The organism is Clavibacter sp. A6099, from assembly GCF_021919125.1.
Taxonomy (GTDB): domain Bacteria; phylum Actinomycetota; class Actinomycetes; order Actinomycetales; family Microbacteriaceae; genus Clavibacter; species Clavibacter seminis.
Window position 1 is genome coordinate 1,952,557 of record NZ_CP083439.1, and the last position, 23,921, is coordinate 1,976,477.

Sequence of the window (23,921 nt, forward strand, 5' to 3'; positions counted from 1 at the left end):
CTACCGGCGGGTCAGCAGGGCGATGAACATGGCGTCGGTGCCGTGGCGGTGCGGCCAGAGCTGCACGCTGGATCCGCGGGCGCCGGCGTCGGGGTCGGCCTCCGGCAGCTCGAGGTCGCCGTCGGCCACCTCCTGGAGCACGGCGCGCGTGTCGAGCGCGGTCACGTCGGCGTGGCGCTGGAGCGCGGCCTGCACGATGGCGCGGGTCTCGGCGAGGTGCGGCGAGCACGTGACGTAGGCGAGGATCCCGCCGGGCGCGAGCGCACCGATCGCGGAGTCGATGAGGCCGGCCTGCAGGGCGCCGAGGCCCGCGACGTCGCGCGGGGTCTTGCGCCAGCGCGCCTCGGGTCGGCGGCGGAGGGCGCCGAGGCCGCTGCAGGGGGCGTCGAGCAGGATCCGGTCGAACTCCCCCGGGTGGGTCTCCCCCACCGTCGTGCCGTCGGCCTCCCACACCTCGGTGTCGCCCGGGACGGCGCGGAGGGCGTCGCGGACGAGGCCGGCGCGGGCGGGGACGAGCTCGTTGGCGGTGAGCAGGGCGCCGGAGCGGCCGGCCTCGGCGGCGAGGAGCGCGGCCTTGCCGCCGGGTCCCGCGCAGAGGTCGAGCCAGCGCTCGCCGGGGGTGACCGGACGGGCGCGGCTGAGGGCGAGCGCGGCGAGCTGGGATCCCTCGTCCTGCACGCGGACGCGGCCGTCGGCGACGCCGGGAGCGTCCATCGGGTCGCCGCCCTCGAGGTAGGCGCCGACGGGCGAGAAGGCGGCCGGCTGCTCCTGCGTCTCCGCGACGGTCGCCAGGCCGGGCAGCGCGACCAGGCTCACGGCGGGGGCGGCGTTGTCGGCGCGGAGGAGATCCTCGAGCTCGTCGGCGCGGCCCTCGCGGGCGAGCGCCTGGCGGAGGGCGCGGAGCACCCAGAGCGGGTGGGAGTGCTCGAGGGCGAGCCGCTCGTCGTCGCTCGCGGCGCTGTCGAGCACGCGCTGCCGCCACTCGGCGGGCTCCGAGCGGGTGATGGTGCGGAGGACGCCGTTGACGAACCCCGTGGCGGAGCGGGATCCGACCGCACGCGCCATGTCGACGCCCTCGTTGACGGCGGCGTGGGTGGCGACGCGCATGCTGAGGAGCTGGTGCACCGAGAGGCGCAGGACGTCGAGGATCGGCGCGTCGATCGCGGCGACGGGACGGCCGGCGGCCAGCTCGATCACGCGGTCGTAGTAGCCGGACATGCGCAGGGTGCCGTAGGTCAGCTCCGTGGCGAGCGCCGCGTCCTGCGCGCTGAGGGCGGCGCGGCGGATCTTGACGGGCAGCAGCAGGTTCGCGTACGCGTCGGACTCGCGGACGGCGCTCACGACCTCGTAGGCGACGCGGCGGGCCGGGCTGACGGACGAGGGGCCGCCGACCTCGGCGCGGTCGCCGGATGGACGACGGCCGCCTCCCGCGGGACGGCGGCCGTCCGGTCGACGGGCGGGGGATCCGGTGCTGTCGCTCATCGTGCGGTGATGTCCCTCGTCGTGACGCCGCGCCACCAGTCGGCGGCGGGCATGGGCTTCTTCCCCGCGGGCTGCACCTGGATGAGCTCGACGGGATGGCTGGTGGTGCCGACCATCACGGCGCCGCCGACGGACTCGATGCGCCCGGGGTCCAGCGGGGCGGCGTCGCGCAGCTCGGCGGCGCGGTGGACCTTGACGCGCACGTCGTCCACCGAGGTGAACGCGCCGGGCTCCGGCGTCACGCCCCGGATCTGCGCGAGCACGGCATCCGCCGGGCGCGCCCAGTCGATCCGGCCGTCGTCGATGGAGGTCTTGGGCGCGAGCGTGGGCTCGCCCTCCTGGGGACGCGCGACGGCGCTGCCCGCGGCGATCCCGTCGACCGTGCGGACGAGCAGGTCGGCACCCTGCATCGCGAGCGCGTGCAGCACGTCCCCCGCGGTCTCGTGCGCGCCCGTGGGCCGCTCCTCCACGGCGAACACGGGACCGGTGTCCATGCCCCGCTCCAGTCGGAAGACGCTGGCGCCCGTGACTGTCTCGCCCGCCATGATCGAGCGCTGCACGGGCGCCGCTCCCCGCCACCGGGGCAGGAGGGAGAAGTGCAGGTTGATCCAGCCGTGGGCGGGCGTGGACAGCAGCGGCTCCCGCACGAGGCCGCCGTAGGCGACGATCACCCCGAGGTCGGCCCCGACCGCGGCGATGCGGGCGGTCGCCTCCTCGTCCAGCCGGTTGGTGCGGAGCGTGGGGATGCCGAGCCCCTCGGCCTCCCGGGCGACGGGCGACGGCGTCAGCAGGCGCTTGCGGCCGGTGGGCGCGTCGGCCCGCGTGACGACGAGCGCCACCTCGTGGCCCGAGGCGTGCAGGCGGACGAGCGACGGCACGGCCGCTCGGGGCGTGCCGGCGAAGACGAGTCTCATGCGGTTCCCTCCCGGGGACGGCGTGCGGGGCGAGCGGTGGATGCGGGACGAGCTGTCGGGCCGGATGCGCGGTCGGCTCGACGGACGCGCATCAGAACAGCCCCGTGTCGTCGAACCGTACACGGAGCGGGACCGTGGGCCGGAACCCGGCGCGGCCCGCGACGGGCTTGCGACGGCTCGAGGCGTTGCGCACGACGGCGGCGCGGAGCTCGCGCGCCGCATCCGGGCCGCTCGCGTAGTCGAGCCGGACGATGGCGCGGACCCGGCCCTGCTCGGTGGGCACCGGGCCGAGCACGTCGACCCCCTCGATCCCCGCGAGCCGCTCGACCGCCTGGCCGACCGCGTCCGGCAGGCCCTCGACGCTCGCCGCGCGCACGGCGGGCGGGAAGCGCAGGGCACGGCGCTCGAGCAGCTCCTCGCGGGCGTACCTCGCCTGCTGCCAGGTCGCGAGGGCGCGCGCGACCTGGCCGCCGACGCCCACGAGCATCACGGGCGCGCGCGGAGCCGCGAGGGCCGCGGCGTTCGACCACTGGCGGAGCACGTCCTCCCCCACCCGGAGGCTCTCGCGCGCGAGCATGCGCTCCCCGTCGAGCAGCAGGATCGCGCGGTAGCCGCCCGCTGCGACGGGCTCGGCCCCGCGCGTGGCGACGACGAGCCGCGACTCGGCGTCGACCTCCTGCACGTGGCGCTCGCCGTCGGCCAGCACCACCTGCACGCCCGGGAAGGCGCGTCCGAGCTCCTCCGCCGTGCGGCCCGCGCCGATGGTGACGAGGCGCAGCTCGTCGGATCCGCAGTTGGCGCAGCGCCAGTCGCCCGCGAGGTGCCCGCACCAGCCGCACGTGGGCGTGCTCGTGGCGGTGGACATGCCGAGCGGGCCCGTGCAGACGGTGCAGCGGGCGGCTTGGCGGCAGGCGCGGCAGGCGACGAGCGGCGCGTACCCGGGGCGGGCGACCTGGATGAGGACCGGCCCGTGCTCGACGGCGTCCTTGGCCGCTCGCCACGCGCCCGAGGGGATCCGCGCCTGCCGGGCGAAGCCCTCGTCGCCCGTCTGCGACGTGGTCGGGATCACCCGCGGGGTCCGGGTGGCCGCGGGCGAGACGCTCGCGAGGTAGCCGATCGCGACGAGGCGCTCGACCTCCGTGCTCCGCGAGTGCGCGAGCAGCACGAGCGCCGTCCCCTGCTGACGGCTGCGGAGGAGGGCGACGTCGCGCGCGTGCGCGTAGGGGCTGAGCGGCTCGGCGTGCAGCGGGTCGCCCTCGTCCCACATCGCGACGAGGCCGAGGCGCGGCGCGGGCGCGTAGACGGCCGAGCGGTTGCCGACGACGATGCGGGGCGTGTCGCCGAGGCCCGCGAGGAAGGAGCGGTAGCGGTCGGGACCGGACTGGCGCGCGTCGGTGCGCAGCACGGAGCCGACGGGCGCGTGCGCGGCGAGGGCGGCCTCCAGCTGGTCCTGGTCGCGGTAGTCGGGCACCACGAGGACGCTGCTGCGTCCCGACGCGAGCACGCGCGCCGCGGCCTGCGCGAGCGTGACGGCCCAGCGGCCGGCCCAGATGCCGCCGGGCAGCTCGACGACCTCGGGGATGGCGTCGACGGCCACGCGACCGGATCCGTCGACGGCGGCGGCGAGGCCGTCGGGCGCGTAGCCGTCGATGGGCGGGAGGTCCGCGGGCGGGGCGTCCGCGGCGGCGGCGTCCGCCTCCGCGGTCGATCCCGCGGCGCCGTCGGCATCCGCGTCGGTCGTCGTCGCCGCCAGGATGTGCCCCTTCTCCACGCGCACCTGCCGCGGCGGCACGGCCAGGCGGATCACGTCGGACGCGGTCCCGGCCTGCCGGTCGGCGACCTCCCGCGCGAGCGTCCAGATCTCCGGGCGCAGCACGGGCAGCGGCGACACGACCTGCTCCACCTCGCTGAGCGCGCCGTCGTAGCCCCCGCCGTCGCCGACCTCGATGACGTAGCCGTCGGCCACCCGGCCCGCCGAGCGCAGCGGCACGCGCACGCGGACGCCGGGCACGCACGTCGCGCGGAGCTCCTCGGGCACGGCGTAGTCGAAGAGCCGGTCGAGCTGCGGCAGCGGCGAGTCGACCATCACCCGCACGACGGGCGGGCGCGTGCCCGCCTCGGCCGCGGGCGTCGCGGATCCGCGAACGGCCTCCCCCGCGGTCACCCGACCCTCCCGGTCATGCCGGGACCCGGGCGGCGGGGCGCGTCAGAGGCCCGCGGCGCTCTGCAGGTCGGCGACACGGTCGAGCGCCTCCCAGGTGAAGTCCGGCAGCTCGCGACCGAAGTGCCCGTAGGCGGCGGTCTGCGCGTAGATGGGACGGAGCAGGTCGAGCCGCTCGACGATGGCGGCGGGACGCAGGTCGAAGGTCTCGCGGATGGCGCGCACGATGCGCTCCTCGGGCACGTGCGCCGTGCCGAAGGTCTCGACGTAGAGGCCCACGGGCGCGGCCTTGCCGATGGCGTAGGCGACCTGCACCTCGAGGCGGTCGGCGAGGCCCGCGGCGACCGCGTTCTTGGCCACCCAGCGCATGGCGTACGCGGCGCTGCGGTCGACCTTCGACGGGTCCTTGCCGCTGAACGCGCCGCCGCCGTGCCGGCTGAATCCCCCGTAGGTGTCGACGATGATCTTGCGTCCGGTGAGCCCCGCGTCGCCCTTGGGCCCGCCGATCTCGAACTTGCCGGTGGGGTTGATGAGCAGCGTCGCGTCGCGCGAGTCGAGCTCGATGCCGATCTCGGCCGCTGCGGCGAGCACCGGGCGGATCACGTGCTCCTCGACCTCGCGGCGGAGGTCCTCCTGGGAGACCTGCGGGCCGTGCTGCGTCGAGAGCACGACCGTGTCGACCGTGCGCGGCACGAGCCCCTCGTAGCCGATGGTGACCTGCGTCTTGCCGTCGGGCCGCAGGTACGCGAGCTCGCCCGAGTGGCGGACTGCCGCGAGGCGCTCGGCGAGGCGGTGCGCGAGGTAGATGGGCAGGGGCATGAAGACGGGGGTGTCGCGCGACGCGTAGCCGAACATGAGGCCCTGGTCGCCTGCGCCCTGCAGGTCGTGCGCGTCGGTGGACGCGGATCCCGAGCGCGACTCGTACGAGCGGTCGACGCCCTGCGCGATGTCGGGCGACTGCGCGCCGATGGACACCGTGACGCCGCAGTTGCTGCCGTCGAAGCCGACCTCGGAGGAGTCGTAGCCGATGTCCCGGATGCGGTCGCGCACGATCTGCGGGATGTCGACGTAGCCGCTCGTGGTGACCTCGCCGGCGACGTGCACGAGCCCCGTGGTGACGAGCGTCTCGACGGCCGCGCGGCTCGTCGGGTCCTGCGTGAGGAGCGCGTCGAGGATGCTGTCCGAGATCTGGTCGCAGATCTTGTCGGGGTGACCCTCGGTGACGGACTCGGAGGTGAACAGGCGCAGGTCGGTCACGGGTGCCTCCAGGGGATCGCGTGGTCGCGCGCCGTTCGCTACTGCGTCGGCGCGCCCACTACGTCGAGAATTCGATGGGCGACCTGCTCCTTGGAGCCGGAGGCCTCGGCAAGTGTATCGCCGGTCCTCCCGAGCACCGTGATCGTGTTGCCCTCCGTGGCGAACCCCTCGGACCACCCGACCCTGTTGAGGACGAGCAGGTCGCAGCCCTTCCGCGCGAGCTTCGCGCGGCCGATCCTGAGCAGCTCGGCCGGGTCCTCCTCGGTCTCGGCCGCGAAGCCCACGACCAGGCGGCGGGTGCCGTCGGCGCGCGGCACGGCCGCGTCGGACGCGAGCCGCTGCAGGATGTCGGGGTTGCGCACGAGCTCGACGGAGAGCGCGTCGCCCGCCTCCTCCTTCTTGATCTTGCCCGCGGACACGGCGACCGGCCGGTAGTCGGCGACGGCCGCGGCCATGATCACCACGTCGGCGTGATCCGCCTCGCGGAGCATCGCGTCCGACAGCTCGAGCGCGGTCGAGACGGGCACCACGCGGACGCCCGTCGGCGCGGGCACCTCGAGGTGCGCGGCCACGAGCACGACGTCGGCGCCGCGGTCGCGCGCGGCGACGGCCAGCGCGACGCCCTGCCGACCGGAGGAGCGGTTGCCGAGGAAGCGCACGGGATCCAGCGGCTCGCGCGTGCCGCCCGCGGACACGACGACGCGGCGGCCCTCGAGGTCGCGACCGCCCGGTCGGACGGCGGCGAGGGCCGCGGCGATGACGTCCTCCACCTCGGCCATGCGGCCGGGCCCGGAGTCCGTCCCGGTGAGGCGGCCCGAGGTGGGGCCGACGAGGGTGGCACCGCGGGAGCGCAGGAGGGCCGCGTTGGCCTGGGTCGCCGGGTGCTGCCACATCTCGGTGTGCATCGCGGGGGCGACGACGAGGGGCGCACGGCTGGCGAGGATCGTGGTGCCGAGCAGGTCGTCCGACAGGCCGAGCGCCATCGTGGCGAGGGTGTGCGCGGTGGCGGGGGCGACGACGATGAGGTCGGCCTTCTGGCCGAGCGCCACGTGGCGGACCTCGGAGACGCCGTCGTAGAGGTCGCTCGTCACCGGGTTCCGGCTGACGGCCTCGAGCGTCGGCTTCCCGACGAAGCGGAGCGCCGCCTCCGTGGGCACGACGTGCACGTCGTGGCCGAGGAGCACGAGGCCCCGGACCACGCCGACGGCCTTGTAGGCCGCGATGCCGCCCGTGATCCCCACGACGACCATCACGCGGCGGCGCTCCGGGACCCGTGGGCGGGAGCGGCGTGCGGGGTGCGGTCGGCGCGGGGCATCCGGGACGGCGGGCGGCTAGGAGGCCGCGGGCTCCACGATGGGCGTGGCGACGAGCTTGTCCTCGTTGATCTCGTGCATGGCGACCGAGAGGGGCTTGTCGTCGATGGTGCTGTCGACGAGCGGTCCGACGTTGTCGAACAGGCTGCCCTCGTGCAGGTCGGCGTAGTAGTCGTTGATCTGGCGGGCCCGCTTGGAGGCGAAGATCACGAGCGCGTACTTCGAGTCGACCTTCGAGAGGAGCTCGTCGATGGGCGGGTCGATGATGCCCTGGGTCTTGTCAACCATGGATGTGCCGCTTCCTCATTGCATGGAAGAAGGCCGCACGGGTCCGTGTCATGGACCGACGGCCTTCCTGGATTTCATCAAGTCTACGACCTCGCGCGCCGCCTCCGCGACATCTCGGTTGACGACGAGGTGGTCGAACTCGTCCTGTGCGGCCAGCTCGACCTTCGCGGTGTCCAGCCTGCGCTGCTGCTCCTCGGGTCCTTCCGTGCCGCGACCGACCAGGCGGCGCACGAGCTCCTCCCAGGTGGGCGGCAGCAGGAACACGAGCCGCGCCTCCGGCATCGCGGCCTTCACCTGGCGCGCGCCCTGGATGTCGATCTCGAGCAGCACGCTCCGGCCCTCGGCCAGCGCGGCGTCGATGGGCGCCCGCGGCGTGCCGTAGCGGTGCGCGTTGTGCACCGTGGCCCACTCGAGGAGCTCGTGCTGCTCGACCATGCGGTCGAACTCGGCGTCGGAGACGAAGAAGTAGTTGACGCCCTCGACCTCGCCGGGACGCGGCGCGCGCGTGGTCGCGGAGACGGAGAGCAGCACGTCGGGCTCGTTCTCGCGGATGAAGGTGGAGACGGTGCCCTTGCCCACCGCGGTGGGACCTGCCAGCACCACGAGCCGGCTGGGCTCGACGATCTGCTTCGCGGCCTGCCACTCCTCGAGGAAGCGCGTGAGGCGCACGCGCTGGTGCACGCCGAGGCCGCCGAGGCGCTTGGCGGTGGAGATGCCGAGGTCGCCGAGGATCCGCTCGAGCTTGGTGGGGCCGATGTTCGGGATGCTCGTGAGGAACTCCGTGACGCGCAGCGTGGCCTCGGCGCGGTGGGCGGGATCCGCGGACGCGTCGAGGACGCCGAGCGGGGTGCGCTCCCCCGTGACGATGTCGTGCTTCACCTGCGCGCGTGCGCGGCGGGCGGCGACGGCGGCCTGCGAAGCGGCGACCCGGTCGACCTCGGGTGGTTCGGGCCTCATGGCAGCACCTCTTCGAGTCGTCCGGCGTGGTCGGTGACGGCCTCCGCGACACGCCGTGGCCCTGCCGCGAGGATACTCCGCGACGCGGCCGCGATCACAACGCCCGCGGCCGGGCCGAACAGCTTCCGGACATCGCCGAGCAGCGCGCCCTGGTGGCCGAAGCCGGGCGCGAGGATCGGGGTGCGGACGAGCCGCGCGAGGTCGAGCCCGGCGTCGGCCGCGTCGACCGTCGCTCCGACGACGAGCCCGAAGGACCCGGGGTCGGCCGACGGGTCGTCGAGCGGGCCGTTCGCGGCGACGGCCGCGTCCTGGATCCCGCGCGCGACCGTGCGGCCGACCGCGGATCCGTCGCCGGGGAGCACGGCGCGCTGCAGGTCCCGGGCCTCGGGGTTCGAGGTCGCGGCGAGCACGAAGACGCCCGCGCCCCAGGCGTCGGCCGCCGCGCGGACGCCGTCGAGGGATCCGACGCCCGTGTACGCCGTGAGGGTGACGGCGTCGGCGCGCAGCGGGCTGTCGGGCGCGAGCCAGGCGGCGCCGTACGCGTCGACCGTCGAGCCGATGTCGCCGCGCTTGGCGTCGGCGATCACGAGGAGGCCGGCGTCGCGCGCGGCGGCGAGCACGCGCTCGAGGGCGGCGTACCCGGCGGATCCGTGGCGCTCGAAGAACGCGACCTGCGGCTTGACGATGCCTGCCCGCCCCGCGGTCGCCTCGACCACGCGGAGGCCGAACTCCTCGAGGCCGCGCGCGTCGTCGCCGAGGCCCCAGGCGTCGAGCAGCGATCGGTGCGGGTCGATGCCGACGCAGAGGTGCCCGTGCGCGCGGAAGGTGCGGGCGAGCCGCGCGCCGAACGACGGGGCGTCGGGAACCGCCCCGCCGTCCGCGGTCGTCACCTGCGGGCCTCGCGGGCGATCGCGTAGTCCTGCAGGCTCGTCACGTCGAAGCCCGCGCGGATGGCGTCGAAGGACGCGACCGCCGCCGTGAGCTGCGCGATGGTGGTGAACAGCGCCTTGTCCGCCGCGACGGCCGCCGCGCGGATCTCGTAGCCGTCCGCGCGCGCCGTGCGGCCCGACGGGGTGTTGATGACGACGTCCACCTCGTCGCGGTTGATCAGGTCGACGATCGACGGCGAGTCGCCCTCGGCGGGCTCCTCGCTGTACTTGCGCACGACGCGCGCCTGGATCCCGTTGCGGCTGAGGATCTCCGCCGTGCCCGCGGTCGCGAGCACCTCGAAGCCGAGCTGCTGGAGGCGGAGCACCGGCAGCACGATCGAGCGCTTGTCGCGGTCGGCGACCGAGACGAACACCGTGCCCGAGAGCGGGAGGCCGCCGAACGCCGCCTCCTGGCTCTTCGCGAACGCCCGCGGGAAGTCGCGGTCGATGCCCATGACCTCGCCGGTCGAGCGCATCTCCGGGCCGAGCACGGAGTCGACGATGAGGCCGTCCTTCGTGCGGAACCGCTTGAAGGGCAGCACGGCCTCCTTCACGGCGACGGGCGAGTCCATCGGGACGTCGGATCCGTCGCGCTCGGGCAGGAGCCCGGACGACTTCAGCTCGGCGATGGACGTGCCGACCATGACGAGCGACGCGGCCTTCGCGAGCGGGATGCCGAGCGCCTTGGAGACGAAGGGCACCGTGCGGCTCGCGCGCGGGTTCGCCTCGAGGACGTAGAGCACGCCCGCGCCGATCGCGAACTGCACGTTGAGGAGGCCGCGCACGCCCACGCCCTCGGCGATGGCGCGCGTGGCGTCGACGACCTGCTGGATCTGGCCGCGGCCGAGGGTGACGGGCGGGAGCGTGCAGCTCGAGTCGCCCGAGTGGATCCCGGCCTCCTCGATGTGCTCCATGACGCCGCCGACGTACAGCTCATGGCCGTCGTAGATGGCGTCGATGTCGATCTCGATGGCGTCGTCGAGGAACCGGTCGATGAGGAGGGGCTTGCCCTCGCCGATGATCCCCTGGTCGGCCATGCGCAGGAAGTAGTCGTGCAGCGTCGCGGTGTCGAAGACGATCTCCATGCCGCGGCCGCCGAGCACGTAGCTCGGGCGGACGAGGACGGGGTAGCCGATCTCCTCCGCGACGACCACGGCCTCGTCGATCGCGACGGCCGTGCCGTTGCGCGGCGCGACGAGGCCCGCGGCGTCGAGGATCCCGGAGAACAGGCCCCGCTCCTCCGCGAGGTCGATGGCCGACGGGCTCGTGCCGAGGATCGGGACGCCCGCCGCCTCGAGGCCCTTGGCGAGGCCGAGCGCGGTCTGGCCGCCGAGCTGCACGACGACGCCGACGAGCTCGCCCGCCTGCTGCTCGACGTGCACGATCTCCAGCACGTCCTCGAGCGTGAGCGGCTCGAAGTAGAGGCGGTCGCTCGTGTCGTAGTCGGTCGAGACCGTCTCCGGGTTGCAGTTGATCATGATGGTCTCGTACCCGGCGTCCGCCAGCGCGAAGGACGCGTGCACGCACGAGTAGTCGAACTCGATGCCCTGGCCGATGCGGTTCGGGCCCGAGCCCAGGATGATCACCTTGCGGCGCTCGGACGGCACGATCTCCGTCTCGGAGTCGTAGCTGGAGTAGTGGTACGGCGTGAGCGCCGGGAACTCGCCCGCGCACGTGTCGACCGTCTTGTAGACGGGGCGGATGTCGGCCGCGTGGCGCGCGTCGCGCACCTCCTGCTCGGTCAGCCCGCGGATCTCGGCGATCTGCGCGTCCGAGAACCCGTGGTCCTTCGCCTCGCGGAGCGTGTCCGCGTCGAGGGAGCCTGCGTCGCGCACGGCGTCGGCGACCTCGTTGATGAGCACGATCTGGTCGATGAACCAGGGGTCGATCTTCGTGGCGTCGAAGACCTGCTCCGCCGTGGCGCCCGCGCGGAGCGCCTGCTGCACCGTGACGATGCGGCCGTCGGTGGGCGTGCGGCTCACCTCGAGCAGCTCGTCGACCGAGCGGGTCTCCGCGCCCCAGTGGAAGGAGGATCCGCGCTTCTCGAGCGAGCGCAGCGCCTTCTGCAGCGCGGTGGAGTAGTTGCGGCCGATGGCCATGGCCTCGCCGACCGACTTCATGGTGGTGGTGAGCTCGGCGTCCGCGGCCGGGAACTTCTCGAACGCGAAGCGCGGCACCTTCACGACGACGTAGTCGAGCGTGGGCTCGAAGCTGGCGGGCGTGACCTTGGTGATGTCGTTGGGGATCTCGTCGAGGCGGTAGCCGATGGCGAGCTTGGCCGCGATCTTCGCGATCGGGAAGCCCGTCGCCTTCGAGGCGAGGGCGCTGGAGCGGGAGACTCGCGGGTTCATCTCGATGACGATGAGGCGGCCGTCCGCGGGGTCCACCGCGAACTGGATGTTGCAGCCGCCCGTGTCGACGCCCACCCGGCGGATGATGTCGATGCCGATGTCGCGCATGTGCTGGTACTCGCGGTCGGTCAGCGTGAGCGCCGGCGCGACCGTGATCGAGTCGCCCGTGTGGACGCCGACCGGGTCGACGTTCTCGATGGAGCAGACGACGACCGTGTTGTCGGCCGTGTCGCGCATGAGCTCGAGCTCGTACTCCTTCCAGCCGAGGATCGACTCCTCGAGGAGCACCTCGGTGGTGGGGCTCGACTGGAGGCCGTCGGCGACCATGCGCTCCAGCTCCTGGCGCGTGTGCGCGAAGCCGGAGCCGAGGCCGCCCATGGTGAACGAGGGGCGGATCACGAGCGGGTAGCCGAGGTCCTCGGCGAACTCCACGGCCTGCTCGAGCGTCTTGGCGACGTGCGAGCGGGCGACGTCGGCGCCGGACTCGATGACGAGGTCCTTGAAGAGCTGGCGGTCCTCGCCCTTCTGGATGGCCTCGACCTTCGCGCCGATGAGCTCGACGCCGTGCTTGGCGAGGATCCCGAGCTCGTCGAGGCGGATGGCCGCGTTGAGCGCGGTCTGGCCGCCGAGGGTCGGGAGCACCGCGTCGGGACGCTCCTTGATGATGATCTTCTCGAGCACCTCGCTCGTGATCGGCTCGATGTAGGTCGCGTCGGCGAAGCCCGGGTCGGTCATGATCGTGGCGGGGTTCGAGTTCACGAGGATGACGCGCACGCCCTCCTCGCGGAGCACGCGGCAGGCCTGCGTGCCGGAGTAGTCGAACTCGGCGGCCTGGCCGATGACGATCGGCCCGGAGCCGATGACGAGGACGCTGTTGATGTCGTCGCGCTTGGGCATTACACGGTCTCCTGGGGGGTCGCGGCGGACGCGGGGGCGGTGCCCGCGGCATCGTGGATCAGCTCGATGAACCGGTCGAAGAGGTAGGACGAGTCGTGGGGACCGGCGGCCGCCTCCGGGTGGTACTGCACGCTGAAGGCGGGGATGTCGAGGCAGTTCAGCCCCTCGACCACCTGGTCGTTGAGCGAGACGTGGCTGACCTCCGCGCGGCCGAAGCCGGCGGGGCTCTCGACGGGGCCGTCGAGCGGCGCGGAGACCGCGAAGCCGTGGTTCTGGCTCGTGATCTCGACGCGGCCGGTGCGGCGGTCGAGCACGGGCTGGTTGATCCCGCGGTGGCCGAAGGGCAGCTTGTAGGTGTCGAAGCCGAGGGCGCGGCCGAGGAGCTGGTTGCCGAAGCAGATCCCGAAGAACGGGATGCCCTTGCGGAGCACGTCCTGCAGGAGCTCCACGTGGTACTGCGAGGCCTCGGGGTCGCCGGGGCCGTTGGAGTAGAAGACCGCGGTGGGCGCGAGGTCCTCGAGCTCGGCCGTGGTGATCGACTGCGGCACGACGTGCACGTCGAGGCCGCGGGCGGCGAGGTGCTTCACGGTCGCGGTCTTGATGCCGAGGTCGAGGACCGCGACGGATCCGATGCGCTCGCCGACCGCCGGGATCGTGTACGTCTCCTGCGTGGACACCTCGGCGGACAGGTTGCGGCCCGTCATGTCGGGCGCCTGCCGCACCTGCGCGAGCTGCTCCTCGTCGCCGAGCGCGAACGCCTCGCCGGAGAAGACGCCGGCGCGCATGGCGCCCTCGTCGCGGATCCGGCGCGTGACCGCGCGCGTGTCGATGCCGGAGATGCCGACCACGCCCTGCGCGACCAGGTCGTCCTCGAGCGTGCGCTGCCCGCGGAAGTTGGAGACCACGCGGGAGGGGTCGCGGACGACGTAGCCGGCGACCCAGATGCGCCGGGACTCCATGTCGTCGTCGTTCATGCCGGTGTTGCCGATGTGCGGCGCCGTCTGGAGCACGATCTGGCCCGCGTAGGACGGGTCCGTGATCGTCTCCTGGTAGCCGGTCATGCCGGTCGCGAAGACGGCCTCGCCGAGGGTCACGCCGCGGGCGCCGTACGCGCGTCCGACGTACCTCCGTCCGTCCTCGAGCACCAGGACAGCTGGTTCGTGTCGGGCCATGTCGGTCACTTCCCTTCGTTGTCGTCGTCGTGCGCAGGACGCGTGATGTGGTGGAGGGCGTCGACGAGCGCGGTCTTCTCGCGCGGGTCGATCACCCGGAGGTACGTGTCGACCGAGGTCCCGGCCGCCTCGTCGAGGATCCAGGTGACGGCCACGAGGCCGCCCTCCTCCACGACGCGGTCGATCGCGTAGGTCGCGAGCCCGGATCCCGTGATGCGGTCGGCGGGCACGAGCACCTCGCGCTCGCCGTCGATCGCGAGCACCAGGCCTGCGTCGTGCACCCGGGCCGCGGCGCGGCCGCGGAAGCCGAGGGGCGCCACGGTCAGCCGGTCGAGCGGCTCCCCCGCCGTGGTCGTGGCGACGTAGAGCACGTCGACCTCGAGCGCGGGCGCGCCGAGCCCGGCGGGCGGGCGCGGCGGCTCGGGCAGCGCGCGCTGGCGGCGGCGGCGCGCGCGCCAGCCGAGCACCATGAGCGCGAGCAGCAGGACGAGGAGCGCGATCACCGTGATCGCGGGTCCGAGGCGGCCGCTCATGCGCGTGCCTCCGGGACGCCGGCCGAGGTCGTCGCGCCGCGCGCGTCGGCGTCCGCGCGGTCGCGGAGGACGGCGGCGCGGGCGACGGTCTCGCGGTCGACGAGCGCGCCGTCGAGCACGGTCGGGTAGCCGCGGTGGAGGGTCGCGACGACGCGGCCGGGCAGCGTCATCTCGAGGTAGGGCGAGTTGCCGCTGAGGCCGCCGAGGTCGTCGCGCCCGAAGACGCGCGACGCCGACGGGTCGTAGAGCGTGATGTCGGCCGGGGATCCGCCGGCCAGGGCGTGCCCGTGCTCGGCGAGGCGGCCGATGCGCGCGGGCGCGTGCGACATGACGCGCGCGACGCCCTGCCAGTCGAGGAGCCCCGTGTCGACCATGGCGAGCTGCACCACGGAGAGCGCCGACTCGAGGCCGACCATGCCGAACGCGGCCGCGTCCCACTCGCAGTCCTTTGCCTCGGTGGGGTGCGGCGCGTGGTCGGTCGCGACCACGTCGATCGTGCCGTCGGCGAGGGCGGCGCGGAGGGCCTGGACGTCCTCGCGGCGGCGCAGCGGCGGGTTGACCTTGTAGCGCGCGTCGTAGCCGGCGACGAGATCCTCGGTGAGGAGGAGGTGGTGCGGCGTGACCTCGGCCGTCACGTCGACGCCGCGGGCCTTGGCCCAGCGGATCACGTCGACGGAGCCGGCGGTGGAGACGTGGCAGACGTGGAGGCGGGACCCGACGTGCTCGGCGAGCAGCACGTCGCGCGCGATGATCGACTCCTCGGCGACCGCGGGCCAGCCCGTGATGCCGAGCTCGCCGGACAGCGCGCCCTCGTTCATGGTGGCGCCCTCGGTGAGGCGCGGGTCCTGCGCGTGCTGCGCGATGACGCCGTCGAACGCCTTCACGTACTCGAGCGCGCGGCGCATCAGCAGCGGGTCCGAGACGCACTTGCCGTCGTCGGAGAAGACGCGGACGGCCGCGCGGCTCGAGGCCATCGCGCCGATCTCGGCCATCGACTCGCCGGCCAGGCCCACCGACACCGCGCCGATGGGGCGCACGGTCGCGTAGCCCGCCGCGTCGCCGAGCGCCTTGACCTGCTCGACGACGCCCGCGGTGTCCTGCACGGGCATGGTGTTGGCCATCGCGAAGACCGCGGTGAAGCCGCCGAGGGCCGCCGCGCGGGATCCCGTGAGCACGGTCTCGCTCTGCTCGTAGCCGGGCTCGCGGAGGTGCACGTGGAGGTCGACGAGTCCGGGCAGCGCGATGAGCCCGTCGGCCTCGATGACGCGCGCGCCCGTGGGCGCCGCGAGGTCGGGCCCGATCTCGCGGATGAGCCCGTCGGCGACGAGGATGTCGGCGCGCCCGCCCGACGGCAGGGTCGCGCCGCGGATCAGGTGGGTGTCGTCGGGGTTCGTGTCGTTCTGGGTCATCGGTCGGCCTTCCCGTCGCCGGACAGCAGGAGGTAGAGGACGGCCATGCGCACCGAGACGCCGTTGGCGACCTGCTCGCGCACCGTGGACCTCTCCGAGTCGGCGGCGGCGGCGGATATCTCGAGCCCGCGGTTCATGGGCCCCGGGTGCATGACGATCGTATCGGGCCCGAGGAGCGCGAGCCGCGCGTCGTCGAGGCCCCAGATGCGCGCGTACTCGCGCGGGTTCGGGAAGAAGGCGGCGCGCATGCGCTCGGCCTGGATCCGGAGCATCATCACGGCGTCGGGCGTGCCCTCGACGAGCGCCGCGTCGAGGTCGTAGCGGACGGTGACGGGCCAGGATCCGACGCCCACCGGCACGAGCGTGGGCGGCGCGACGAGCGTGACCTCGGCGCCGAGCGTCGTGAGGAGCCAGGCGTTCGAGCGGGCGACGCGGCTGTGCAGCACGTCGCCGACGATGACGACGCGCGTGCCGTCGAGGCCCGTGCCGCGTGCGGCGGATCCGTGAAGCCGGCGGCGGATGGTGAACGCGTCGAGCAGCGCCTGCGTGGGGTGCTCGTGCGTGCCGTCGCCCGCGTTGACGATCCCGGCGTCGATCCAGCCGCTGCCGGCGAGCGTGTGCGGCGCGCCCGACGACGGGTGCCGGACGACCACGCCGTCGGCGCCCATCGCCTGCAGCGTCTGCGCGGTGTCCTTGAGGCTCTCGCCCTTGGAGACGCTCGACCCCTTGGCACTGAAGTTGATGACGTCGGCCGACAGGCGCTTGGCGGCGGCCTCGAACGAGATGCGCGTGCGGGTGGAGTCCTCGAAGAAGAGGTTGACGACCGTGCGGCCGCGGAGGGCGGGCGTCTTCTTGATCTCGCGCGTGCCGACGTCGGCCATGTCCTCGGCCACGTCGAGGATGTGGATCGCCTCGTCGCGGGACAGGTCGCGGGTGGAGAGCAGGTGCCTCATCGGGTCGCCCCCTCGCCCGCGGAGTCGCTCGCGGCATCGTCGTCCGGGCCGGCGATGCTCACCGACTCCTCGCCGTCGGTCTCCTCGAGCCGGACGAAGATCCGCTCGGCGAGGCTCGACGGCAGGTTCTTGCCCACGAAGTCGGCGCGGATGGGGAGCTCGCGGTGGCCGCGGTCGACCAGCGCGGCGAGCCGCACGGCCGTGGGACGGCCGAGGTCGCCGATGGCGTCGAGGGCGGCGCGCACGGTGCGGCCGGAGAAGAGCACGTCGTCGACGAGCACGACCGTCCGGCCGTCGACGCCGCCGGCGGGCAGCCGCGTGGGCGCGGGCGCGCGGGTGGGGTTCCGCTGCAGGTCGTCGCGGTACATGGTGACGTCGAGCGAGCCGACCAGGTCGGCGGGGGCCTCGGGCTCGAGGCGGGCGATGATCCGGCCGATGCGCTCGGCGAGGACGGTGCCGCGGGTGGGGATCCCGAGGAGCAGCAGGCCGTGCGGGCCGCGGTTCGACTCGAGGATCTCGTGGGCGATGCGCGTGAGCGCACGGGTGATGTCAGAGGGCTGCAGCACGATGCGCTGAGGCAATCCGACCTCCTTCCCCGCCTCTCGGGACGGATGTTAAAGGTGGTCTGTTCCGCCGGTCACTCTAGCGGGTGTCCCCCGTGCGCGGGGTGCGTCGCGCAGCCCGCGCGTGTCCTCAGCGCTCGGACGCGTCGAGCACCGCGCGGATCCGGCCGAGCACGGCGGCGTCCTGCAGGCTCGTGGCGTCGCCGAGGGTGCGGCCCTCGACGAGGTCGGCGAGGAGGCGCCGCATGATCTTGCCCGAGCGCGTCTTGGGCACGTCCGGCACCGCGACGATCCGGCGCGGCTTCGCGACCGGCCCGATCGCGCGCGCGACGTGCGCCGTGAGGATCGGCCCCAGCTCCGCGGCGAGCGCCGCCCAGCCCTCCGCGTCGTCGTCCGCGGGCCGGTCGTCGCCGCGCGGCACGACGAACGCGACCACGCGCTGGCCGGTGAGGTCGTCCGCGACTCCCGTGACGCCCGCCTCCCCCACGCGCGGGTGCGCCACGAGCGCCGACTCGATCTCGATGGTGGAGAGGCGGTGGCCGGACACGTTGACGACCTCGTCGATCCGGCCCTGCAGCGCCACGTCGCCGTCGGCGTCGCGCCGGGCGCCGTCGCCCGCGAGGAACCAGCCGCGGTCGGCGAACCGCTCCCAGTACGCGCGGCGGTAGCGGTCGGGATCGCCCCACACGGTGCGGGCCATGCCGGGCCAGGGACGCTGGATCACGAGGAGGCCGCCCTCCCCATCTGCGGCGGGCTCCCCGTCGTCGTCGACCACGTCCACGCGGAACCCGGGCAGCGCGCGGCCGGCGGCGCCGGGCTTCAGGGTCGAGACGCCCGGCAGCGGCGCGATGACGGCGGCCCCGGTCTCGGACTGCCACCACGTGTCGACCACGGGCGCGCGACCGCCGCCGATCTCCCGGTGGAACCAGCGCCACGCGGCGGGGTTGATCGCCTCCCCCACGGACCCCAGCAGCCGGATGCTCGACAGGTCGTGCCCGTCGACGCCCTCCGGGTACCAGCCCATGAGAGAGCGGATGAGCGTGGGCGCCGTGTAGTACGTCGTCACCCCGTACCGCTCGATGATCTCGAGGTGCCGCCCGCGGTGGGGCGTGTCGGGCGTGCCCTCGTAGATCACCTGCGTGAGCCCGTTGGAGAGCGGCCCGTAGATCTCGTAGGTGTGCGCGGTGACCCAGGCGAGGTCGGCCGTGCACCAGTGCACGTCGTCGGGCTTGGCGTCGAAGTGGGCCCAGTGCGCCCATGACGCGTGCGTGAGGTAGCCGCCGCTCGTGTGCACCAGGCCCTTGGGGCGGCCGGTCGTGCCCGAGGTGTAGATGATGAAGAGCGGGTGCTCGGCGTCGAAGGCGCGGGGCTCGTGCAGCGGAGAGGCGGATCCCACCGCGTCGTGCCACCAGACGTCGCGTCCCGCGGTCCACGGCACGTCCTGGCCGGTGCGGCGGACGACGAGCACGTGCTCGATCGACGCGACGCCCGCGACGGCCTCGTCGGCCTGCGGCTTGGTGGCGACGGCCGTGCCGCGCCGGTTCTGCCCGTCGCTCGTGATGAGGAGCTTCGCGCCCGTGTCCTCGACGCGGAAGCGCAGGGCCTCCGCGGAGAAGCCGCCGAACACGAGCGAGTGCACGGCGCCGATGCGGGCGACGGCGAGCGTCGCGACGATCGTCTCGACGAGCACGGGCAGGTAGATCACGACGCGGTCGCCGGGGCCGACGCCGAGGGCCGTGAGGGCGTTGGCGGCGCGGGACACCTCCTCCTGGAGGTCGCGGTAGGTGACCGTGCGGCGGTCGCCCGGCTCGCCCTCGAAGCGCAGCGAGACCTTCTCCCCGCGTCCCGCCGTCACGTGCCGGTCGACGCAGTTGACGGCGACGTTGAGGCGTCCGCCCGCGAACCACGTGGCGGCGGGGACCTGCGGGCTGCCGTCGGCGGCGACCGGCGGGATCCACGTGTGCGCCGTCTCCCACGGCGTCTCCCAGTCGAGACGGCGGGCGGCCTCCTCCCAGAAGGCGACAGGATCCGCCTCCGCCCGGTCGTACGCCTCCGCGGTGACGTTCGCGGCGGCGGCGAGCGCGGCGGGCGGCGGGAAGAGCGCCTGCTCGGTCGCGGTGCCCTCCACGGCATCGGGTGCGGTCTCGGCCTGCTCGGTGCGCTGCGAGGTCATGCGACGACGGTACGTGCGGCGCACCGCGGATCCGGAACCGGGACGTCACGGGGCGACACGGAGCGGGCGGGGTCAGCCCCAGCGCCGCACGAGCACCCGCTCGACCAGGCCCACGACCGCGTCGGTGACGGCGCCCAGCACGGCGAGCAGCACGATGGCGAGCAGCACCCGATCGACGCGTCCGTTCGCGGACGACTCCGTGAGCAGGAAGCCGAGCCCCATCGACGCGGCGAGGAGCTCGGCCGCCACGAGGAACAGCCACGACTGCGCGAGCGCGAGGCGGAGGCCGGAGACGACGGCGGGCAGCACGGCCGGCAGCTGCACCGTGAGGAGCAGCGGGATCCGCGTGAGCCCGAACGCGCGTCCCACCTCCACGAGGTGCGGATCCACGTGCCGCAGCGCCCCGGCGACGGTCGTGTAGACGGGGAACATCGCGCCGATGGCGACCAGGGTCACCTTGGAGTCCTCGTTGATCCCCATCCAGAGCAGCAGCAGCGGCACCCACGCGAGCGACGGCACCGTGCGGAACGCGCCCGCGGTCGGCGCGAGGAGGAGCCGGCCGATCCGAGACAGCCCGACGACGGCCCCGAGCACGAGTCCCACCGTGGCCCCCAGCGCGAAGCCGAGGAGCACGCGCTGCAGCGAGATGGCGACGTACCGCCCGAGGATCCCCTGCTCGGCGAGCTGCACGCCGGCGCGCACGACGTCGAGCGGCGCGGGCAGGAGGTGGGCGGGCACGGCGCCCGTCGCCGTGACGACCGCCCAGAGGCCGACCACAAGGACGGGGACGACGAGGCCCACGGCGGCCCGGAGGAGGACGCCACGGGTCGCCCGGCCGGGCGCCGGCCGCGCGACGCGATCGCCGACGTCGTCCGGGACCTCGGCGCCCGCGCGGCCGCCCGTGCGGACGTCCTCCCGCGCGGGCCGGAGCGCGGTCATCCGGCCGACCCGGAGGCGGCGTCCGCGGCCTCGGCGAACCGCGGCTCGAACAGCTCGTCGAGCGCGGTGTCGACCTTCCCCTGGTCCGGCACGTCGCCGGACTCCACGAGGATCGGGCCGACGCGCTCCAGCACGGCGCGCTGGGCGTCGCCGGGGACGGGATCCACGCCGAGGTTCGTGCGGTCGATCACGGTGGAGGCGACGGCGGGGTCGATCGCGGCGGCCTGCGCGAGGATCGCCGCGGTCTCGTCGGGGTGGTCGACGGCCCACGCGCGAGCTTCCTCGTAGGAGTCGACGACGGCCTGCGCGAGGTCGGGCGACGCGTCGAGGAACGACTGCGTGGCGTTGAGGAACCCGTAGGTCGCGAAGTCGACGTTCCGGTACAGCAGCGTGGATCCCGCCTCGGCCTCGCTCGCCGCCATGAGCGGGTCCAGCCCGGCCCACGCGTCGACCGAGCCGTTCTCGAGCGCGGCGCGGCCGTCGGCGTGCTGGAGGTTCTGGATCGTGACGTCGGAGGCGGGGATGCCCGCCTGGTCGAGCGTCTGCAGCAGGAAGAAATACGGGTCGGTGCCCTTCGTGGCGGCGATGTCGGCCCCGCGGAGCTGGTCGACGCTCGTGATGGGTGACCCCTTCGGCACGACGATCGCGGTCCACTCGGGCTGCGAGTACACGTCGATGGTGCGGATGGGCGAGCCGTTGGCCCGGTTGAGGAGCGCGGCGGACCCGGCGGTGGATCCCACGTCCACGGCCCCGGCGCGCAGCAGCTCGTTGGCCTTGTTGGATCCGGCGCTCTGCACCCAGTCGACCGTCACGTCCGTCCCCAGCCGCTCCTCCACGAGGCCCTGGTCCTTCACGATGAGGCTCAGCGGGTTGTAGGTCGCCCAGTCGAGGGTGAGCGTGTCGGCGCTCCACCCGGCGGGATCCGCGGATGCCTCGGCGGCGGGGGCGACGGACGAGCCCTCCCCCGCGGCGCACCCGGCGAGGAGCATCGCGGCGACGCCCGCGAGCGCGAGGGCGGGGAGGGATCTGCGGGGCAGGAGACGGGTCACGGTGGGTCCTCGGTGCGGTGTCGGGTGGTGCGGGTGGGCGGCGTGTGGTGCGGGTGGGTGGCGGTCGGCCGGCTCAGCGCGCCCGGTGGCCCGGCACGCCGAGCCCCTCGAGCAGCTCGGCGCGGAGGGCGGCGAGGGTCGCGTCGCCGCGGTCGCGCGGGCGGGCGCCCGGCACCTCGAGGACGCGGCGGACGATCGCGCCGGGTGCGGCGCCGTCCGCGGGATCCGGGCCGAGCAGCACCACGCGGTCGGCGAGGTGCAGGGCCTCGTCCACGTCGTGCGTGACGAGGAGGACCGTGGTCGGGATCGCGGCGTGCACGTCGAGCAGCAGGTCCTGCATGCGCAGGCGCGTGAGGGCGTCGAGCGCGCCGAACGGCTCGTCGAGCACGAGGACGCGGGGCCGCCGGGCGAGCGCGCGGGCGAGCGAGGCGCGCTGGGCCATGCCGCCGGAGACCTGCCGGGGACGGAGGTCGGCGGCCTCGGCGAGGCCGGTCAGCTCGAGCAGGTCGCGCACGCGCGCGTCGCCCTCGGCGCGCGGCACGTCGCGGGGCAGTCCGAGGCGGACGTTGGCGCGGATGGTGCGCCACGGCAGCAGGCGCGGCTCCTGGAACGCGACCGCGGAGCGCTGGTCGACGTCACGCACGGGCGTGCCGTCGATGCGGATGGATCCGGCGTCGGGCCTGTCGAGGCCGCTCACCTGGCGGAGGAGGGTCGACTTGCCGCAGCCGGACGGCCCGAGGACGGCGACGACGTCGCCCGCGGCGAGGTCGAGGTCCACGTCCCGCAGCACGGTGCGCCGGGCCCTGGATCCGTCGACGGCGAACGACCGTCCGACCCCGCGGAGCTCGACCGCGCCGGCGGAGCCCGCGGTCGCATCCGGGGCGGGAGCGGGCGACGCGGCGGTCGTCCGGTCGGGTCGCGATGCGGATGCGGTGACGGGCATGACCCGACGGTAGGACGGCCCGGGCACCGGCGGAACGTCCCGCGTCACACGCGGTCGCGGGGCGTCACGCGAGGTAACGGGGTGGCGCGACGCACCCCGCGACGCCTAGGCCTGCGTCGCCGCGATCCGCGCGAGCATGCCGTTCACGAACGAGGCCGACTCGTCCGTCGAGAGCGACGACGCGAGGTCCACGCTCTCCGAGATCGCGACGCCGTCGGGCACGTCGGCGTTGAAGAGGATCTCCCAGATGCCGATGCGCAGGATCGCGCGGTCGACGGCGGGCATGCGGGCGAGCGTCCAGTTCACCGAGTACGTCTCGATGAGCTCGTCGATCTCGTCCTGGTGCTCGACGAAGCCCTCGGCGATCTCGCGCGCGTACTGCCACGAGGCCTGGCGGTCGGGCTCGGCCGCGGCGCGCTGCTGCTCGACCGCGAGGGTCGCGGGGATGGACTCGCCGCGGATGTCCGCGACGTAGAGGACGTCGAGGGCGCGCTTGCGCGCCTTGGTGCGTGCGCTCACGGGTCAGTCGGTGACGCGGCCGAGGTAGTCGCCCGTGCGGGTGTCCACCTTGACGCGCGTGCCCTGCTCGAGGAAGAGCGGGACCTGGATCTGGTGCCCGGTCTCGACGGTCGCGGGCTTGGTGCCGCCCGTCGAGCGGTCGCCCTGCAGGCCCGGCTCCGTGTACGTGATGGTGAGCACGACGGACGCGGGCAGCTCGACGTAGAGCCCCTCGCCGTTGTGCAGCGCCACGGTGACGTCCTGGTTCTCGAGCATGAAGTTCTTCGCGTCGCCGACCTGCGCGGCGGACAGCGTGATCTGGTCGTAGTCGCTCGTGTCCATGAACACGAAGTTCTCGCCGTCGGCGTAGAGGTACTGGAAGTCGCGGCGGTCGACCGTCTCGGTCTCGATCTTCGCGCCCGCGTTGAACGTGCGGTCGACGACCTTGCCGCTCATCACGTTCTTGACCTTGGTGCGCACGAACGCGCCGCCCTTGCCCGGCTTGACGTGCTGGAACTCGATGACGGTCCACAGCTGGCCGTCCATGTTGAGGACGACGCCGTTCTTGATGTCAGCGGTAGAGGCCATGCGGGAGGGTCCTTGCCTGTTCGACGAGCGGGAGGTGCGGCGTCGATGCGGCCGCACGGGGATGCCGGGGCCGACCCGGTGCGGGCGGCGTGGCGATCCGAGGGATCAGCCTAACGGGTGCCGGTCACGACGTGCGCGAGGGCCAGGAGGTACGAGCCCTGCCCGAGCCCCGCGATGACGCCCGTCGCGACGGGCGAGATGACGCTGGTGTGCCGGAACTCCTCGCGCGCGTGCGGGTTGGAGATGTGCACCTCGAGGAGCGTGATGCCGGCCTTCGTGACGAGCGCCGCGGCGTCGCGGAGCGCGTACGAGTAGTGCGTGAAGGCGGCCGGGTTCATGATGACGGGCGTGCGCGTGTCGACGGCCTCGTGCAGCCAGCCGATGAGGGTCGCCTCGTCGTCGGTCTGCCTGAGGTCGATCTCGACGTCGTCGGGCGCGAACGCGACGAGCTCGCGGCGGAGGTCGTCGAGCGACCCGGTGCCGTACACGTCGGGCTCGCGGCTGCCGAGCCGTCCGAGGTTGGGGCCGTTGAGGACGAGCACGCGTGACATG

General features: G+C 74.0%; 21 protein-coding genes. All 21 read right to left on the reverse strand.

The genetic code is table 11. From position 1 onward, the window contains the following. The gene (locus tag KYT88_RS09220) at window positions 1-1,482 is read right to left on the reverse strand and encodes an RsmB/NOP family class I SAM-dependent RNA methyltransferase (protein WP_081840964.1); all 1,482 of its coding nucleotides are present in this window, start codon (window positions 1,480-1,482) and stop codon (window positions 1-3) included. Continuing rightward, a complete protein-coding gene (gene fmt / locus KYT88_RS09225; RefSeq protein ID WP_043586622.1) occupies window positions 1,479-2,396 on the reverse strand; it encodes a methionyl-tRNA formyltransferase in 918 nt (305 codons plus the stop codon). The genes KYT88_RS09220 and fmt overlap by 4 nt, the downstream gene beginning before the upstream one ends. 91 nt (window positions 2,397-2,487) lie before the next feature. Beyond that, on the reverse strand, window positions 2,488-4,560 hold the full coding sequence (locus tag KYT88_RS09230) for a primosomal protein N' (RefSeq protein ID WP_081840963.1): 2,073 nt from the start codon (window positions 4,558-4,560) through the stop codon (window positions 2,488-2,490). 42 nt (window positions 4,561-4,602) lie between these two features. Then, the gene (metK, locus tag KYT88_RS09235; protein ID WP_012038465.1) at window positions 4,603-5,814 is read right to left on the reverse strand and encodes a methionine adenosyltransferase; all 1,212 of its coding nucleotides are present in this window, start codon (window positions 5,812-5,814) and stop codon (window positions 4,603-4,605) included. A 38-nt stretch (window positions 5,815-5,852) separates the two neighbouring features. Further along, on the reverse strand, window positions 5,853-7,067 hold the full coding sequence (gene coaBC, locus KYT88_RS09240) for a bifunctional phosphopantothenoylcysteine decarboxylase/phosphopantothenate--cysteine ligase CoaBC (RefSeq protein WP_043586618.1): 1,215 nt from the start codon (window positions 7,065-7,067) through the stop codon (window positions 5,853-5,855). 78 nt (window positions 7,068-7,145) lie between these two features. After that, window positions 7,146-7,415, reverse strand: a complete 270-nt coding sequence (gene rpoZ, locus KYT88_RS09245) for a DNA-directed RNA polymerase subunit omega (protein WP_012038467.1) — start codon at window positions 7,413-7,415, stop codon at window positions 7,146-7,148. A gap of 48 nt (window positions 7,416-7,463) precedes the next feature. Continuing rightward, complete coding sequence (gene gmk, locus KYT88_RS09250; RefSeq protein ID WP_043586615.1) at window positions 7,464-8,372, reverse strand: guanylate kinase; 909 nt, start codon at window positions 8,370-8,372, stop codon at window positions 7,464-7,466. Continuing rightward, window positions 8,369-9,262 (reverse strand): orotidine-5'-phosphate decarboxylase, encoded by an 894-nt coding sequence (gene pyrF / locus KYT88_RS09255; protein ID WP_051629363.1) that lies wholly within the window; start codon window positions 9,260-9,262, stop codon window positions 8,369-8,371. Before pyrF ends, gmk begins: the two co-directional genes overlap by 4 nt. After that, window positions 9,259-12,549 (reverse strand): carbamoyl-phosphate synthase large subunit, encoded by a 3,291-nt coding sequence (carB, locus tag KYT88_RS09260; protein ID WP_043586609.1) that lies wholly within the window; start codon window positions 12,547-12,549, stop codon window positions 9,259-9,261. Before carB ends, pyrF begins: the two co-directional genes overlap by 4 nt. After that, window positions 12,549-13,721: a glutamine-hydrolyzing carbamoyl-phosphate synthase small subunit gene (gene carA / locus KYT88_RS09265; protein WP_043587845.1), complete on the reverse strand. Its 1,173-nt coding sequence runs from the start codon at window positions 13,719-13,721 to the stop codon at window positions 12,549-12,551. Before carA ends, carB begins: the two co-directional genes overlap by 1 nt. Window positions 13,722-13,726: 5 nt before the next feature. Then, window positions 13,727-14,254: a PH-like domain-containing protein gene (locus KYT88_RS09270; RefSeq protein ID WP_237583624.1), complete on the reverse strand. Its 528-nt coding sequence runs from the start codon at window positions 14,252-14,254 to the stop codon at window positions 13,727-13,729. After that, window positions 14,251-15,663: a dihydroorotase gene (locus KYT88_RS09275; RefSeq protein WP_043586607.1), complete on the reverse strand. Its 1,413-nt coding sequence runs from the start codon at window positions 15,661-15,663 to the stop codon at window positions 14,251-14,253. Before KYT88_RS09275 ends, KYT88_RS09270 begins: the two co-directional genes overlap by 4 nt. Beyond that, the gene (locus KYT88_RS09280; protein ID WP_043586605.1) at window positions 15,660-16,616 is read right to left on the reverse strand and encodes an aspartate carbamoyltransferase catalytic subunit; all 957 of its coding nucleotides are present in this window, start codon (window positions 16,614-16,616) and stop codon (window positions 15,660-15,662) included. Before KYT88_RS09280 ends, KYT88_RS09275 begins: the two co-directional genes overlap by 4 nt. Further along, the gene (gene pyrR / locus KYT88_RS09285; RefSeq protein ID WP_043586600.1) at window positions 16,613-17,197 is read right to left on the reverse strand and encodes a bifunctional pyr operon transcriptional regulator/uracil phosphoribosyltransferase PyrR; all 585 of its coding nucleotides are present in this window, start codon (window positions 17,195-17,197) and stop codon (window positions 16,613-16,615) included. The genes KYT88_RS09280 and pyrR overlap by 4 nt, the downstream gene beginning before the upstream one ends. Before the next feature lie 112 nt (window positions 17,198-17,309). After that, entirely contained in the window at window positions 17,310-19,352 is a 2,043-nt protein-coding gene (gene acs / locus KYT88_RS09290; RefSeq protein WP_043586598.1) for an acetate--CoA ligase, read from the reverse strand. 72 nt (window positions 19,353-19,424) lie between these two features. Beyond that, on the reverse strand, window positions 19,425-20,291 hold the full coding sequence (locus KYT88_RS09295) for an ABC transporter permease (protein WP_043586593.1): 867 nt from the start codon (window positions 20,289-20,291) through the stop codon (window positions 19,425-19,427). Continuing rightward, entirely contained in the window at window positions 20,288-21,340 is a 1,053-nt protein-coding gene (locus KYT88_RS09300; protein ID WP_043586590.1) for an aliphatic sulfonate ABC transporter substrate-binding protein, read from the reverse strand. Before KYT88_RS09300 ends, KYT88_RS09295 begins: the two co-directional genes overlap by 4 nt. A gap of 73 nt (window positions 21,341-21,413) precedes the next feature. Next, window positions 21,414-22,283, reverse strand: a complete 870-nt coding sequence (locus KYT88_RS09305; RefSeq protein WP_043587843.1) for an ABC transporter ATP-binding protein — start codon at window positions 22,281-22,283, stop codon at window positions 21,414-21,416. 105 nt (window positions 22,284-22,388) lie between these two features. Then, window positions 22,389-22,802 carry a transcription antitermination factor NusB gene (gene nusB, locus KYT88_RS09310; RefSeq protein ID WP_043586586.1) on the reverse strand — a complete coding sequence of 138 codons (414 nt, stop codon included), beginning with the start codon at window positions 22,800-22,802 and terminating at the stop codon, window positions 22,389-22,391. Between the two features lie 3 nt (window positions 22,803-22,805). Next, the gene (gene efp, locus KYT88_RS09315; RefSeq protein ID WP_012038481.1) at window positions 22,806-23,369 is read right to left on the reverse strand and encodes an elongation factor P; all 564 of its coding nucleotides are present in this window, start codon (window positions 23,367-23,369) and stop codon (window positions 22,806-22,808) included. Window positions 23,370-23,479: 110 nt separating this feature from the next. Beyond that, on the reverse strand, window positions 23,480-23,920 hold the full coding sequence (locus KYT88_RS09320) for a type II 3-dehydroquinate dehydratase (protein ID WP_043586584.1): 441 nt from the start codon (window positions 23,918-23,920) through the stop codon (window positions 23,480-23,482). Between the last annotated feature and the right edge of the window lies 1 nt (window position 23,921).